Below are 15,111 nucleotides of genomic sequence, written 5' to 3' on the forward strand. Positions count from 1 at the left end.
GAAGCAGGAGACCATGCCCCACCACCTCATCGTCGGCGCCGGCCCCGTCGGCCGGCACGTCGCGGAGCTGTTGACCGTCCGGGGCGACCGCGTCACCGTCGTCTCCCGCTCCGGTCGCAGCACGGGCATCGCCGGTGTCGAGCACCTCGCGCTCGACGCCTCCGATACCGACGTGCTCTCCCGCGCCACCGAGGGAGCAGCCGCCCTCTACAACTGCGCGAACCCCGGCGACTACACGCAGTGGGAGCGCACCTGGCCCCCGCTCGCAGCAGCACTGCTCACCGCCGCCGAACGCACTGGGGCGACCTACGCCATCACCGGGAACCTGTACCCGTACGGCCCGGTCGACGGGCCGATGCACGAGGGACTGCCGGACGCCGCCATAGACCACAAGGGGGTGCTCCGGGCGACGCTGTGGGCCGATGCCCTCGCCGCGCACGACGCCGGCCGTGTCCGCGCCGTCGAGGTCCGCGCCTCGGACTACCTCGGCCCCGGGATCGGCGCGAACGGGCACGTCACCCGCGTGCTGCCGTCGGCGCTGCGGGGACGGACGGTGTCGATGGTCGGTCGCACGGACCTGCCGCACACCTTCACCGACGTGCTCGACGTCGCCCGCACCCTCGTCGCCGCTGCCGAGGACCAGGGCGCGCACGGTCGCACGTGGATGGTGCCGAGCAACGCACCGCGGACGCAGCGGCAGGCCCTCACCGACGTCCTCGCGGCGGCGGGGAAGCCCGCGGTGCCGGTGCGCCGGATGCCCGCGGCCCTGTTCCGCGTCGGCGGGCTCGTGTCGCCGATGCTGCGCGAGCTGGCCGACCTGACCTACCAGTGGACCGCGCCGTACGTGGTCGACGACCGCGAGAGCCGGGCGCGCTTCGGCATCGAACCGACCCCGTGGGACGAGGTGTGCCACCGGACGGCCGCCGGCGCGGCCTGAACCACCGCCGCCGACACCGCCGCCGCCACACACGGAAGGGGGTGGGACGCGCCGTTGCGTCCCACCCCCTTCCGCCTCGCACCGCCGGTCAGATCACCAGCAGCCTCGAGTACTGCGCCGCGTCGAGCTGCTGCGCAGCTCCACCCGCAGCGGGGACCTTCCACAGCCCGACCGAGGGGCCGCTGTCGATGGAGACGAACAAGTCCCCGTCGGCCGAGACGGCACCCAGGTGCTCGCCACGCGACCCGGCGGTCAGCCCGGTCACCGGCACGGTGGACGTGCCGCCGCTGCCCACCACGAGCTTGTCCGGGATGCCGCGGTCGATCGTGCACCCGCCCGGCCGGTACTCCGACGGGGCGGGGCAGAACTGCGCCGACTGCAGGAGCGAGAAGCCGTCGGCGTTCGCGGCGGCGTACTCGAACGCGTACCGCGGTTCGATCTGCGTCAGTTGGGTCGCCCCGGGCTTGAGCTGGTACCAGACCCACGACCCGGCGCCACCGGTCGATCGGATGTCGACGTAGACGTTGCCGTGCGAGTCGGCGAGCACGCCGGCGGGGTAGCCGACGACCGTGCCGATCGGCCCGGTGAACGTGCGGGGCGCGATGCCGGTGCCCTTGACGTACGGCTGGCTGACGGTTCCGCCGAGCACGACGACCTTGCCGTCCGGGGTGACCGTCCAGAAACGCTGATCGCTCCCGACGGCCTTGCCGCCCAGGTCCAGAATGACCTTCGGGGTCGAGGTGCCGACGGGCAGCTTCTGCACCGCACCGTTCACCGAGTCCACCCAGTAGAGGTTGCCCTCGGCGTCGGAGCGCAGGTCCGGGGTCAGGTGCAGCCCGGACGCGATGATCGAGATCCCGCCGCCGTCCGCCGGGTGCAGCAGGATCTCGGTGCCGTCCGCCGACGGGGTGAACACGTCACCGTCGGCGTTCGCGGCGAAGCCCTCGACGTCCCTCGCGACGACGGTCTTCGCACCGCTGCCGGAGTCCGCGAACCGCACGACGTCACCGTTGTCGTCGAGCGCGAACAGCGACTGCGTCGTCTCCGGCTCGGGCACCGACGGTGACGTCCAGCGCAGCGTGATCGTGCGTCCGGTCCCCCGGTGGCCGAGGGCACGCACCGAGAAGCGGTACGTGGTCGCGGGCGAGAGCTCGTCGAACCGGTCGGAGCGGGCGCGCGGGTGGAGTCGGTCGACCTGGCGGTCGTGGCGGTTCGCAACGGCGGCGACCGCGACCTTCCAGCCCGTCACCTTCGCGCCGTGCTTCGGGCCGCGCCACGTCAGCGTGGCACTGTCCGCGTCGCCGGTGACGCGGACGGCGGTCGGTGCTCCCGGCACCGACGGAGAGGTGTGCGCCGTCGCCGGCACCGCACCTCCGAAGACGAGCGCCGCGGCGGCGACCGCGGTGACGAGTGCTCGGTACACGATGGTTCCCCTGCCTTCCCCGCGGCTCCCTGCGTCACGGCTCCGGTCATCACAGCACCGTGCGGACTCCAGGGGAACGCCTGCGGGTCGGATCTGCGGTTCCCCGCACCGCAAGATGCCGCATGGCTGGACCCGCACCGACGACGGACGGGAGGCCCGGTGCCAGCTGGCACCGGGCCTCCCGTCAGAAGGTGGTCGCGTCTCGGACGCGGGTCGTCTCAGTAGCGCGGCTTGCGCTCCGGACGGTCCTCGCGGTCGTCGCGGCGGCCACCACCACGGCGGTCCGCACGGATCTCGATGAGCTTGCCGCTGATCCGGGTGTCGGTCAGGCGGTCGAGCACACCGGGGTCCATGTCGGCCGGCAGTTCGACGATCGAGAAGTCCGGACGGATCTGGATCGCACCGAAGTCGTCGCGGCGCAGGCCGCCCTCGTTGGCCAGGGCACCGACGATCTGGCGCGGCTCGACGCGGTGACGACGGCCGACCTCGATGCGGTACGGGGACATCGGCTGCGAACGGCGCGGGCCACGGTCGCCGCGGTCACCACGGTCGCGGTCGCCACCACGGTCGCCGCGGTCGTTGCGGCCGCCACGGTCGTCGCGGGCACCACGCTCGTCACGCTCGCTGCGGCGGGCGTCGCGCTCCATCTGGCTGCGGAGGGCGTCGTCGGCTGCGGTGAGGAGCAGCGGCGAGTCGCCCTGCGCCACGACGGCCAGGGCGGCGGCGACGTCGTCCGAGGGGACGTCATGGTGCTCGACGTAGTGCGCGATGACGTCGCGGAAGGCGGCGATCCGGCCCTGGTCCTCGAGCGCCGCGGTGATGGCGTCGTCGAAGCGGGTCAGGCGCGTCTCGTTGACGTCGTCGATGGTCGGCAGCTGCATCTGCGTGAGCGGCTGCTTGGTGTGGCGCTCGATCGCGGACAGCAGGCGACGCTCACGCGGGGTGACGAAGCTGATCGAGTCACCCGAGCGACCGGCGCGGCCGGTACGACCGATGCGGTGCACGTAGGACTCGATGTCGACCGGGATGTCGAAGTTCACGACGTGCGTGATGCGGTCGACGTCGAGGCCACGGGCGGCGACGTCGGTGGCGACCAGGATGTCGAGCTTGCCCGACTTCAGCTGGTTGACCGTGCGCTCACGCTGGGCCTGGGCGACGTCACCGCTGATCGCGGCGGCGGCGTACCCGCGGGCACGGAGCTTCTCGGCCAGGGTCTCGGTCTCGCTCTTGGTGCGGACGAAGATGATCATGCCCTCGAAGTCCTCGACCTCGAGGATGCGGGTGAGCGCGTCGACCTTCTGCGGGTACGAGACCATCAGGTAGCGCTGCGTGATGTTCGCGGCGGTCTTCGTCTTGGTCTTGACGGTGATCTCGGCCGGGTCGGTCAGGTACTGCTGCGAGATGCGGCGGATCTGCGCGGGCATGGTCGCCGAGAAGAGCGCGACCTGCTTGTCGTCGGGGGTGTCGGCGAGGATCGTCTCGACGTCCTCGGCGAAGCCCATCTTGAGCATCTCGTCGGCCTCGTCGAGCACCAGGTACTTCAGCTCGGACAGGTCGAGCGTGCCCTTCGCCAGGTGGTCCATGATGCGACCGGGGGTGCCGACGATGACATCGACGCCGCGGCGCAGGGCGGAGAGCTGCACGCCGTACGCCTGGCCGCCGTAGACCGGCAGGACGTGGACGTTCTTCATGTGGGACGCGAACTGCTCGAACGCCTCGCACACCTGCAGGGCGAGCTCGCGCGTCGGGGACAGCACGAGCGCCTGGGGCTTCTTGCTGCCGGACTCCATGCGGGACAGGATCGGCAGCGCGAAGGCCGCGGTCTTGCCGGTACCGGTCTGTGCCAGGCCGACGACGTCGCGCCCGGCGAGGAGGGTGGGGATGGTGGCTTCCTGGATGGCGGAAGGGGTCTCGTAACCGATGTCCTTGACGGCCTTGAGCACAGCGTCGCTCAGGCCGAGATCGGCGAACGTCACCACGGGCCCGTCGTCGAGGGTCTCAGTGGTGGGGGTGGTGTCCGTGCTCATACCACCAACGGTATCTCGAATGCGCGCTCCGCAGGGACGGGAGGCCCGTGGCGGCGCCGCCACGGGCCTCCCGTCCGCCCCGTTGGTCACGTCAGGAGCGCGTGGTGCCGATCCCCAGGACCGCGTCCGCCCGGTCGTTCAGTCGCGTCAGCATCTCGGCGAGCGAGCGCAGCTCGTCCGAGGCGAACTCCTCCGTCAGGTCGTCGAACACCTCGGCGCCGGCGGCGTCCAGCTCGTCGAGCAGCCGCCGGCCCGCGGGGGCGAGCGTGACGAGCGTGGCGCGGCCGTCCGCTGGGTCGGGCGACCCGATCAGGTGCTCGGCCTCGATCAGCGAGGCGACCCGGCGGCTGATCACCGGCCGCGACAGCCCCGTCGCGTCGGCGATCGCGGTCGCCCGGACCGGACCGTGCCCGGCGACGGCGCGCAGGATCACGCGGGCCGTCGGGTCGAGGCCGCCCCGGGACTCGATGAGCGAGGAGCGCAGGGTCTGCCGGACCCACAGCCGGTCGAGCTGGGATCGCAGGAGTCGCTCGGCGGCACGCCGGTCGTCGGTCACGCGCTCAGCGTAGCGGGCACATTTAGTTGCTTGCCGGAAGCAACAGATGTATCGTTGCGCGGTCTGCAAAGTTTCACAGCCAGAAAAAGGAGTTCGATGACCGCCACCGCACCCGTCTCGGTGCAGCACGGTCGGCACACCGCCGAGGCCCCCGCGGCCTCCGGAGGCGCCGGCCAGCAGCCGCTGATGACCCACCGTCAGATCCTCCTGGTGATCTACGGCCTGATGGCGGGCATGTTCCTGTCCTCGCTCGGCCAGACGGTGTTCGGCACGGCGATCCGCACGATCGGCGACGACCTGCACGGGCTCGACCAGCAGGCCTGGGTGACGACCGCGTACCTCATCACCTCGACGATCGCGACGCCGATCTACGGCAAGCTCTCCGACATCTTCGGCCGCCGCCCCCTGTACATCTTCGGCATCGTCGTCTTCATCCTCGGGGCCGTCCTGTCGTCGATGTCCACCTCGATGCTCATGCTCGCCGCCTTCCGTGCGGTGCAGGGCATCGGTGCCGGTGCGCTGATGTCGCTGCCGCTGGCGATCATGGGCGACATCCTCGCCCCGCGTGAGCGCGCCAAGTACCAGGGGTACTTCCTCGCCGTGTTCGGCATCTCGTCCGTCATCGGCCCGCTCATCGGGGGTCTGCTCGCCGGTTCCTCCGAGATCCTGTGGATCACGGGCTGGCGCTGGGTGCTCTTGATCAACGTGCCGATCGGTGTCGCGGCGCTGCTCATGGTCATCGTGTTCCTGCACCTGCCGAAGGTGCACGGTGCCGGCGACGCGAAGCCGAAGGTCGACTGGTGGGGCGCGACCGCCGTCATCGTCACCCTCGTGCCGCTCCTGCTCGTCGCCGAACAGGGCCGTATCTGGGGCTGGGGCTCCCCCGCCGCCATCGCCTGCTACGTCGTCGGTGTCGTCGGCCTGATCGGGCTGCTGCTCATCGAGTCGAAGATGGGCGACGCGGCGATCATCCCGCTCAAGCTGTTCCGCTCCGGCACGTTCTCGATGGCGACCGTCATCGGGTTCCTGGTCGGCTTCGCGATGTTCGGCGCGATGCTCACCATCCCGCTCTACCTGCAGATCGTCGTCGGACTGACCCCGACCGAGTCCGGCTTCGCGACGCTGCCCCTGGTCGGCGGTCTCATGATCGCCTCGATCACCTCGGGTCAGATCGTCGCCCGCGTCGGCCGCTACCGGATCTTCCCGGTGATCGGCACCGCGCTCGTCTCCGCCGGCTACGTCGTCCTGACGTTCATGTCGATCGACAAGCCGCTCTGGTTCCTGATGATCGGCATGTTCCTCATCGGTCTCGGCCTCGGCTCGGTCATGCAGTCGCTGACCCTGGCGTCGCAGGGCTCCGTCGAGGCTCGTGACATGGGCGTCGCCACGTCGTCCGCCACGTTCTTCCGCCAGATCGGTGGCACGCTCGGCACCGCGGTGCTGCTGTCCATCCTGTTCTCGGTGATGCCGGCGAACATCCTGACGGCCACGGCGAACGAGAAGGACCTCGGTCCGGCACTCGACGCCGCGCTCAACCCGACCGTCGCCAGCGCGAAGGCGAACCAGGGTGCCATGGACAAGATCTGGACGCCCGTCGTCACCCCGCTGACGAAGACCGTGCAGTCGCAGCTCGACGCCGCCTCGGCGAAGGCGAAGCAAGCCGCCGACGCCGCGGTCACCGAGCAGGTCACCGCGGCCGTGCAGCAGCAGGTCGCCGCCGGTGCCGTGCCCGCCGCAGCAGCGCAGACCGTCATCGACCAGCAGGTCGCCGCGGCCACGCCGGCCGCCGAGCAGTCCGCACTCGAGCAGGTCGCCGACCAGGCGCACGCCAGCGTGCAGGACGGGACCGTGTCCGTCGACTGGTCGAACGCCTCGCAGCGCTCGTACTGGGTCGACGAGCTCACCCCGGAGCTGGCGAAGAAGATCGACGACGGCAACACCACGAGCGACAGCGCCACCAGCACGAACGACACCTCGTTCCTGACCGGTGCCGACAGCCGCCTGACCCGGCCGTTCATGGCGGGCTTCAACGCCTCGTCCGTGACGATCTACTGGGTCGGTCTCGGCGTCATCCTGCTCGCGTTCGTGCTGACCTGGTTCTTCCGGGTGCCGCCGCTGCGCCAGCGGTCCGCACTGCAGGAGCAGGCCGACATGTCCGCCGAGGCGCAGCTCGAGGCCGAGGCGGGCGCCGCCGCAGCCGAGGCCGGCTCGTTCACCGGACCCATGACCGGGTCCGTATCGACCGGATCCACGCCGACGCACCGTCGGTGACCGACCGGGGCGTCCGTCCGTGCCCCCTTTCCGGGCGGGCGCCCCTCCCACACACACCAACCCAGCAGGAGTCCACGTGATCACCACCCCGGCAGCGGCTGCGGCAACGGAGCCGTGCACGCTGCGTGAACGGAAGAAGCAGCAGACCCGGCAGGCACTGCACGACGCAGCGCTCACCCTGGTGTCCGCGCACGGGCTCGACGGCGTCACGGTCGAGCAGATCTGCGCCGACGCCGACGTCTCACCCCGCACCTTCTTCAACTACTTCTCGTCGAAGGCGCACGCGGCGCTCGGGCTCGACTCCGTCGAGGTCCCGGAGCATTCCGCGGCCTGGTTCGCCGAGGCCGACGGTGCCCTGGTCGACGATCTGTGTGCCCTGGTCGCGGCCACCGTCCCGCTCTCGCAGGACCGCCGCCGCATGAAGGAGCTGCTCGTGCTCCGGCCGGAGATGTCGTCGATGGTGATGCAGTGGATGGCCGAGTCGCGCCAGTCCCTGCTCAGCGTCGTCGGCACCCGCACGGACGCACAGACCGCCCGCACCGCGGTGACCCTGGTGATGTCGGCGCTCAGCGAGGTGGCGCACCGCGAGACCGTGCGGAGCAACGACGAGCTCGCGGATCGGCTCCGTGCCGTCGTGCGGGAGATGGCGGCGCTCGTCTCCTGAGGCGGGGGTAGCGAGGCCCTTCGGGCGTACCTGGTCGAATCGGGCGTACCGGGCAGGAACTTCCTGCCAGGTACGCCCGATTCCGCTTTCCAGCGCACGTGCTCTGGGAAGGAACCGCGCGTCGTCGATACGACCGAAGGGCGGACGGGAGGCCCGTGGCGGCGTCGCCACGGGCCTCCCGTCCGTCAGGTGGTGACGCCCTGACGCCGCCGCGCCGGCCGGTGCCACACGAGAGCGTCACGCGAGCGGTCGAGGGCGAACCGGAGCACGCGCAGCACGACGATGTCGTGGTCGCCCGCTCGACCAGCGCGTCAGACCGACCGCGCGGCCGCCTCGAGTGCCTCAGCGGCTACGCCGGCGCGCACGATGTCACCGTCGCTGACCGACCTCGCGTTGTACTCGGCCTTGGTCTTCACCGCCAACAGCACCTCGAGGTGCTTCGCGACCGCCGGCCCGGCAGCTGGGCGGAGCACGGGCACCGCCTCGTGGTGCGCTCCCGATCGCGAGTAGTTGCCGGTCCGAGCCACGCAGATCGCGTCAGCCGCGGCGATGCCGCTGAGGACGCACTGTTTGACGAACGCGTTCGCGAACTGCGACCCGGCGCTGAGCACCCCTCCGTCACCACCGAACGCACGGAGGACGTCAGCGGCGTCGAGGAACTCCGTCGCCTTGGCGAGCCGGCCCCGTCGGAACGACTCGTCACCCGGGGCGGTGGTGCCGGTTCGCGGGGTCATCCGGTCAGCGCACGGAGCTTCCGGGACAGCCATCGAGCATCACCTGCGATGGGAATCCCGTCCCGAGCAACCGACGCGAGGAGCGGATCCGTGCCCTCGATCTCGTCCTCGTCGAAGACGACCGGCCGCACGGCGTTGCCGGTCCAACGACCAGCTGCGCGGCACAACGCGTGGATCTGGTCCTCGGCGTCCGGGCGTCGGCCGCGAGTGACGACGAAGCAGAGATCGAGATCGCTGTCCGGGCGCATCACACCGCGGGCCCCGGATCCGAAGAGTGCGGCGTACCGGAGGGGGATCGGCCGACAGACGGAGCGGAGTCGTTCGAGCAGGGCACGCTGGAGGTCGGCCAGGGCGGTGACCGCATCGGCGGCGAGGTGCTCTCGGTTCAGGGTGAAGGACTTCGTCCGTCCGGTCCGGTGCCCGTCGACGAGACCCTGCTCGACCAGCCGATCCGCACTGTTCCGGACCCCGGCGTACGACCGGTCGGGTACCAGGCTGCAGATTCCCGCGATCGTCAGGGGTCCGGGGGCCAGTGCCAACACCGCGAGGACATCGCCGTCCACGGAGGTGGTGACCGTCGCGAGGGGAGATTGCAACTGCATGGAGATGTCCGATCAGATCGAGTAGAAATCTACCACTCCAGGTAGATTTCTACTCGTATCTGAGCAAATCCGTCAGACGACGGACCAGCCACCGTCGCTCGGCAGCACCGAACCGTTGACGTTCGCCGAGTCGTCGCTCAGCAGCCAGGTGATGGCGGCGGCGAGCTGCTCGGGCTGGGCGACCGGCGGGATGGTGGTCTGCATGATCGGACCGACCCGGCGGGCCGCGTACTCACTGCGCATCGGCGCCTCGATGTTCGTGGCGACCGCACCCGGCGCCACGGCGTTCGCCCGGATGCCCTGCGGCCCGTGGAAGAACGCGACGCTCTTGGTGTACCCGGCGATGGCGTGCTTCGACGAGGTGTAGGCAGCACCGGCGGCCGAGGCCTTCAACGCGGCCTCGGACGCGACGTTCACGACCGAGCCCTTGCCGGCGGCGATCATGAGCGGCAGCACCGCGCGGGTCAGGCGCATCGGGCCGGTGACGTTGACGCTGAAGACACGCTCCCAGGTGGCGTCGTCGACCTCGTCCGGCGGCAGGAACGCGTCCATGATGCCGGCGACGTTGGCGAGCCCGTCCACCCGGTCGCCGGCGGCGGCGATGAGTGCGTCGATGGTCTCGCTCGCGGCGACGTCACCGACGACGGTCTCCACGGCGAAGCCCTCGAGCTCCGTGCGGAGTGCGTCGAGCCGCTCGGCCACGACGTCGGTCGCGATGACGCGCCCGCCCTCGTTCGCGATGCGCGTCGCCGTGGCGCGTCCGATGCCGGAACCCGCTCCGGTGACGATGATGGTCCTGCCGGTGAACCGTCCGGCGGTGGTGGTGTCGGTCATGTGGTCTCCTCGATGAGAGGCGCTCGCTGCGCCACACCGGTTATAGCACTCAGTGCCGAAAGGTCTCCATGCGCTCGACGAACGACCGTCCGACGGGGCGCCCGCGCACCATCGACCCCGACGCCGTGTCCCTCGTCGCACTCCGGCTGTTCGACGACCAGGGCTTCGACGCGGTGTCGATGGACGACGTCGCTGCAGCGGCCGGGGTGAGCCGTCGGTCCCTCTTCCGGCTGTTCCCGAGCAAGGCGGCGCTGGTGTGGGGCGGTCTCGACGAGTTCGCCGCACGGTTCCGCGAGGCCCTGCGGTCACGGCCGGCCGACGAGCCCTCGGCGGTGGCGCTCCGGGCCGCCTACCGGATCGGTGCGACGTTCCCGGACAACGCGGTCGAGGTCACCCGACACCGACTCCGGGTCATCCGCGCGAACCCGTCGCTCGAGCACGTCGGCGCCGCCACGGTCACGGCCCTGACCGACGAGATCCTGCGGTACGTGGCCGAGCGGGACGGGGTCACCGCCGACGACCTCGCCGTCGCCGTGCGCGCCCACACGCTGGCCGCCGCCGCGAGCGCCGCACTGACCTGGTGGGCACTGCACGGCGACGGACGACCGGAGGACGTCCTGGAGCGCGCACTGGCGCTGCTCGACTGACGAGCCCCGGGGTTCCCGCACGCCGCACCCCGGAGTACCTTGCCGGGCATGCACACGACCGGACCCGCGCCGTACTTCCAGTTCGCCGGCACCGCCAGGCAGGCCCTCGAGCACTGGCAGCGGGTGTTCGGCGGCGAGGTGCAGATCGCGACCTACGCGGACTTCTCCCGCACGGACGGCCCGGCCGACGCCGTCGCGCACGGCCAGCTCACCGGCGAGCTGCAGCTGTTCGCCGCGGACGCGAGCGAGGGCGACACCCCGTTCTCGGCGACCGGGCTGCTCTTCTCACTGCTCGGCGCCGCGGAACCGGACGTCCTGCGTCGGTGGTTCGACCAGCTCGCCGAGGGCGGCACAGTGATCGACCCACTGCAGCAGCGCCCGTGGGGCGATTGGGACGGCACCGTCCGCGACGCGCACGGGGTCACCTGGCTGATCGGGTTCGAGGACTCCGCGCGCTGAGTCCCGCGCGCTGCAGCGCCTACTGCTGGTCGGACGGCAGCAGCGGTGCCCAGAAGGCGTCGGGACCGTCGGCCTGCACCGCGTCGCGCTCGAACCGGAACCCGTAGTCGCGCACGAAGTCGAGGGCCGCGGCCTGCTCGTCCTCGGCGTCGTCGTGGTCCGCGTCGAACAGGTACACCCCGTGCCCCATCGCGACACCGGCGTCGCTGATGACGGAGAGGTCCCAGCGCCCCTGCTCCGAACGCTCGATCCGGACGACGGCGGCCTGGGATGCGGTGAAGTCAGCCATGCCGCGAGCCTACGGACGCCCCGCGGCTGGCGTTCAGGATGCTCCGCGGCCACTACGCTGTGCACGGTCACAGGTCAGACGAGTGGAGAACGAATTGTCAGTCGGATTGCTCGCCGTGGTGGACGACATCCTCTCCGCAGCCCTCAAGGCCAGCGCGAAGACCGCCGGGGTCGTCATCGACGACGCCGCCGTCACGCCCCAGTACGTGCAGGGCCTCGAGCCCGCTCGTGAACTCCCCGTCGTCGGGCGCATCGCCCTCGGCAGCCTGTTCAACAAGTTCATCATCATCATCCCGCTGGCGTTGCTGCTCACGGCGTTCGCACCCGGGGTGCTGCCGTGGCTGCTGCTGCTGGGCGGCACGTACCTGTGCTTCGAGGGCGCCGAGAAGGTCACCGAGTGGTTCGGTGTCCACCACGAGGGCGGGTCCGACGAGGCCGTCACCGAACCGAAGCTCGTCTTCGGCGCCATCCGCACCGACCTCATCCTGAGCACCGAGATCATGCTCATCGCACTGGCGGGCCTCGACCCCGAACTGGGGCTCTGGCCGACGCTCGGCGCCCTGATCGTGATCGGTCTGGTCATGACGGCCGTCGTCTACGGCGCCGTGGCACTGCTCGTGAAGGTCGACGACATCGGCCTGCAGATGATGAAGAACTCGGTCCGCCGCACCCGCCGGATCGGTGCCCGCATCGTCCGTGCGATGCCGATGGTCTTCCGGGTCATCAGCGTCATCGGCACGGTCGCGATGCTCTGGGTGGGTGGACACCTGGTCATCGCGAACCTCGCCGAGACCGTCTGGCACGGGCCGTACGACCTGCTGCACGTGATCGAACACGCGCTCGAGGCCGCAGGCCCCGTCGTCGTCTGGATCGCCGACACCGCCGTGTCGGCCGTGGCCGGCCTCGCGCTGGGCATGGTCGTGGTCGGCATCGTGCTGGGCGTCGGCCGCCTGCGCGGCGGGCAGCACTGACGCGGCTGCGCGACGGACGGGAGGCCCGTGGCGGCCTGGCACCGCGCCTCCCGTCCGGCGCACCGTGCGCCCACCGCTGACGGTGCGGCCGCGCTCAGCGGACGCCGGTCGTGCATCGTCGTATCCTCGGCGCCATGGCAACGGTGCGACAGGTCCAGGTGACGTTCGACTGTGCCGAGCAGGACGTCCGGGTCGGAACCGGCATGGTCGGCGCCGAACGGCTCACGGCCCTCGACGCCGAGCGCGCCCGACTGGTCGGACTCGGCGCCACCCAGGTCCGTCGCATGACCGCGGACCAGGTGAACGAGTCGTGCATCGTCATGCAGGACGTCGAGGGCAACGAGTTCTGCCTGGACTGACCGGCGTATCGTCGACGGACCCGAACCGCACCGCCGCGCCACGGAAGGACCCCCACCCCGCATGACCGTCACCGCCGCATCCGCCACCGCAGCCGACGCCACCGCCCTCGAACACCTGCTGGGGTCCGACCAGGTGCTCCGTGACCCGGAGTCGCTCGAGCGCTACCGCCACGACGACGCCGAGTGGGCCGACTCCACGGCACCGCTCGCCGTGGTCCTGGCACGCAGCACCGACGACGTCGTCACCGCCGTCCGCTGGGCAGCCGCCGCCGGTCTCCGGGTCGTCCCCCGCGGTGCCGGCACCGGCCTGTCCGGCGGCGCCAACGCGATGGCCGACTCGATCGTCGTGTCGCTCGAGCGGATGGACCGGGTGCTCGAGGTGAACACCGACGAGCGCTACGCGGTCACCGAACCCGGCGTCATCAACGACGCACTCCGCGCCGCGGTCGCCGAGCACGGCCTCTGGTACCCGCCGGACCCCGCGAGCTCGGCGATCTCGACGATCGGCGGCAACGTCGCGACGAACGCCGGCGGCATCTGCTGCGTCAAGTACGGGGTCACCCGCGACTACGTGCTCGGCATGACCGTCGTGCTTGCCGACGGGTCGGTCGTGGAGCTCGGCCGCCGGACGGCGAAGGGCGTCGCCGGGTACGACCTCACGGGGCTGATGGTCGGTTCCGAGGGCACGCTCGGCATCGTCGTGTCGGTCACCGTGCAGCTGCTCCCCCTGGCCGGCCGTGACGAACGGGCGGTGATCGGGTACTTCCCCTCGCTGACCGCCGCGGGCGACGCCGTGGCCGCGATCTCGCGCGCGGGCATCATCCCCGCGGCACTCGAGATCGTCGACCGCACCTGCCTGCGAGCCGTCGACGACTGGATGCACCTCGGGCTGCCGGCGGACGTCGACACCCTGCTGCTCGCCCGGGTCGACGAGCGCGGTGCGGCCGGTGACGAGATCGCCGACCACGTCGCGGACGTCTTCGCCGAGGCCGGTGGGACGGACGTCGAGCGGGCCACCGATCCCCTGGACATCGACCGGCTGTTCCAGGCCCGCCGACTCGCCTACCCGGCGCTCGAACGGCTCGGTCCGGTGCTGACCGAGGACATCTGCGTGCCGCGGAGCGCGGTGCCCGAGATGCTCCGGCGGATCCAGGTGACCGCGGACGCGCAGGACGTCACGATCGCCAACATCGCGCACGCCGGCGACGGCAACCTGCACCCGCTGATCATCGCGCCCGAGGGTGACGACGCCGCGAAGGCCCGCGCGAAGACCGCGTTCGACCAGATCGTGGCGGACTGCCTGGCGCTCGGCGGGACCGTGACCGGTGAGCACGGCGTCGGGCTACTCAAGCTGCCGGGCCTGCGCGTCGAGCTCGGCGACCGCGTGCTCGCGATGCACCGCTCCGTCAAGGACGCGCTCGACCCGGAGGGGACCCTGAACCCGGGCAAGGCGTTCTGACCGGAGCGGACGACGGACGGGAGGCCCGGTGCCAGCTGGCACCGGGCCTCCCGTCCGTCAGGTGGTCGCGTTCAGCGACCGGTGTGCGTCACGCAGGAGCGCCCGCGCACGCACGCTCGCTCGCTCAGTGGCGACGGAAGTACCCGTTCGCGCCACCGACGTACATCAGGATCGTCGCGATGAGCACCGCGACGCCACCGATCCAGCCGAAGGCGTTGCCACCCGAGGCCGCGCCGACGCCGACACCGATGAGCTGCAGGACCGCGAGGACCGTCAGCACGATGCGGGCCCAGTTGCGGCCGTCGCGCATCTTGAAGACGATGATGAGCTCGATCACGGCGAGGATGAACGCGAAGATCGCGCCGCCGACGAGCGGGGCGGTGCCGACACTGTCAGCGACGTCGGCGGAGGAGCCCGACGTGAGGTTGATGATGCCCTGCAGGATGTTCGCCAGGACCACCACCAGCCAGATGACGAACGCGACGGTGACGGACGTGGGACGACTGGACGTCGATGCCATGGGGAGTGCCTTTCTCGATGGACCGCGTTCAGCGGCCTCACAGCGAACGTACTTGGAGGCGTGAGCGCTGTCCGGATGAGCCCGAAGGTCACAGAGCGGTAACGACAGCAGATCCGTCCAAACCCTTCGCCGCAGGGTGCCGAATCACCTGCAACGACCGGGAAACACCCGGAGCGCTCACCAGCCGCACATCGCTGGTTCTCCACCCCACCAAGGGTGTGTTCGGCGCGCACACAGCAACCGCGCCGAGCGCGACAACAGCAAAGGACTGATCACGATGCGTAAGAGCCTCAAGACCTCCATCACCCTCGCCACGACCGGCGCCCTCGTCCTCGGCGGTGCCGCGTTCGGGATCTCCTC

At 70.9% G+C, this 15,111-nt stretch carries 17 protein-coding genes; 8 read left to right on the forward strand and 9 right to left on the reverse strand.

The window, feature by feature from the left end:
• Positions 1–13 precede the first annotated feature (13 nt).
• On the forward strand, positions 14–937 hold the full coding sequence (locus tag DEJ21_RS05205; RefSeq protein WP_258374883.1) for an NAD-dependent epimerase/dehydratase family protein: 924 nt from the start codon (positions 14–16) through the stop codon (positions 935–937).
• Between the two features lie 88 nt (positions 938–1,025).
• Here DEJ21_RS05205 and DEJ21_RS05210 read toward each other — a convergent pair whose 3' ends face one another.
• From DEJ21_RS05210 to DEJ21_RS18130, 3 genes are all read right to left on the reverse strand, one after another.
• Positions 1,026–2,360 (reverse strand): fibronectin type III domain-containing protein, encoded by a 1,335-nt coding sequence (locus DEJ21_RS05210; protein ID WP_181435785.1) that lies wholly within the window; start codon positions 2,358–2,360, stop codon positions 1,026–1,028.
• Between the two features lie 218 nt (positions 2,361–2,578).
• Complete coding sequence (locus DEJ21_RS05215) at positions 2,579–4,387, reverse strand: DEAD/DEAH box helicase (protein WP_111223912.1); 1,809 nt, start codon at positions 4,385–4,387, stop codon at positions 2,579–2,581.
• A 91-nt stretch (positions 4,388–4,478) separates the two neighbouring features.
• A complete protein-coding gene (locus DEJ21_RS18130; RefSeq protein WP_163343313.1) occupies positions 4,479–4,943 on the reverse strand; it encodes a MarR family winged helix-turn-helix transcriptional regulator in 465 nt (154 codons plus the stop codon).
• A gap of 96 nt (positions 4,944–5,039) precedes the next feature.
• On the opposite strand from DEJ21_RS18130, the gene DEJ21_RS05225 reads away from it, so the two are divergent.
• Positions 5,040–7,214 (forward strand): MDR family MFS transporter, encoded by a 2,175-nt coding sequence (locus DEJ21_RS05225; protein WP_111223913.1) that lies wholly within the window; start codon positions 5,040–5,042, stop codon positions 7,212–7,214.
• Positions 7,215–7,290: 76 nt separating this feature from the next.
• A complete protein-coding gene (locus tag DEJ21_RS05230) occupies positions 7,291–7,878 on the forward strand; it encodes a TetR/AcrR family transcriptional regulator (protein ID WP_111223914.1) in 588 nt (195 codons plus the stop codon).
• 311 nt (positions 7,879–8,189) lie between these two features.
• Here DEJ21_RS05230 and DEJ21_RS05235 read toward each other — a convergent pair whose 3' ends face one another.
• From DEJ21_RS05235 to DEJ21_RS05245, 3 genes are all read right to left on the reverse strand, one after another.
• Entirely contained in the window at positions 8,190–8,612 is a 423-nt protein-coding gene (locus DEJ21_RS05235; protein WP_111223915.1) for a hypothetical protein, read from the reverse strand.
• Complete coding sequence (locus tag DEJ21_RS05240) at positions 8,609–9,214, reverse strand: nucleotidyltransferase domain-containing protein (RefSeq protein WP_111223916.1); 606 nt, start codon at positions 9,212–9,214, stop codon at positions 8,609–8,611. Before DEJ21_RS05240 ends, DEJ21_RS05235 begins: the two co-directional genes overlap by 4 nt.
• A gap of 72 nt (positions 9,215–9,286) precedes the next feature.
• Positions 9,287–10,048 carry an SDR family NAD(P)-dependent oxidoreductase gene (locus DEJ21_RS05245; RefSeq protein ID WP_111223917.1) on the reverse strand — a complete coding sequence of 254 codons (762 nt, stop codon included), beginning with the start codon at positions 10,046–10,048 and terminating at the stop codon, positions 9,287–9,289.
• 68 nt (positions 10,049–10,116) lie between these two features.
• Between DEJ21_RS05245 and DEJ21_RS05250 the strand changes: the two genes are divergently transcribed.
• A complete protein-coding gene (locus tag DEJ21_RS05250) occupies positions 10,117–10,695 on the forward strand; it encodes a TetR family transcriptional regulator (protein ID WP_111223918.1) in 579 nt (192 codons plus the stop codon).
• A gap of 48 nt (positions 10,696–10,743) precedes the next feature.
• A complete protein-coding gene (locus DEJ21_RS05255) occupies positions 10,744–11,154 on the forward strand; it encodes a VOC family protein (RefSeq protein WP_071405184.1) in 411 nt (136 codons plus the stop codon).
• A 19-nt stretch (positions 11,155–11,173) separates the two neighbouring features.
• Here DEJ21_RS05255 and DEJ21_RS05260 read toward each other — a convergent pair whose 3' ends face one another.
• Positions 11,174–11,443: a hypothetical protein gene (locus DEJ21_RS05260; protein ID WP_071245932.1), complete on the reverse strand. Its 270-nt coding sequence runs from the start codon at positions 11,441–11,443 to the stop codon at positions 11,174–11,176.
• Between the two features lie 94 nt (positions 11,444–11,537).
• Between DEJ21_RS05260 and DEJ21_RS05265 the strand changes: the two genes are divergently transcribed.
• The 3 genes from DEJ21_RS05265 (at position 11,538) to DEJ21_RS05275 (ending at position 14,231) form a co-directional block, all read left to right on the forward strand.
• Complete coding sequence (locus tag DEJ21_RS05265; RefSeq protein WP_111223919.1) at positions 11,538–12,413, forward strand: DUF808 family protein; 876 nt, start codon at positions 11,538–11,540, stop codon at positions 12,411–12,413.
• A gap of 134 nt (positions 12,414–12,547) precedes the next feature.
• Positions 12,548–12,772 (forward strand): VOC family protein, encoded by a 225-nt coding sequence (locus tag DEJ21_RS05270; RefSeq protein ID WP_111223920.1) that lies wholly within the window; start codon positions 12,548–12,550, stop codon positions 12,770–12,772.
• Between the two features lie 61 nt (positions 12,773–12,833).
• On the forward strand, positions 12,834–14,231 hold the full coding sequence (locus DEJ21_RS05275; protein ID WP_111223921.1) for an FAD-binding oxidoreductase: 1,398 nt from the start codon (positions 12,834–12,836) through the stop codon (positions 14,229–14,231).
• A gap of 124 nt (positions 14,232–14,355) precedes the next feature.
• Here DEJ21_RS05275 and DEJ21_RS05280 read toward each other — a convergent pair whose 3' ends face one another.
• Positions 14,356–14,751, reverse strand: a complete 396-nt coding sequence (locus tag DEJ21_RS05280; RefSeq protein ID WP_111024640.1) for a hypothetical protein — start codon at positions 14,749–14,751, stop codon at positions 14,356–14,358.
• An 88-nt stretch (positions 14,752–14,839) separates the two neighbouring features.
• Positions 14,840–15,111, reverse strand: a 272-nt coding sequence (locus tag DEJ21_RS18465; protein WP_220036556.1) for a hypothetical protein, incomplete at its 5' end; no start/stop codon positions are given.

It is taken from the genome of Curtobacterium sp. MCSS17_006 (genome assembly GCF_003234215.1).
Classification (GTDB): domain Bacteria; phylum Actinomycetota; class Actinomycetes; order Actinomycetales; family Microbacteriaceae; genus Curtobacterium; species Curtobacterium flaccumfaciens.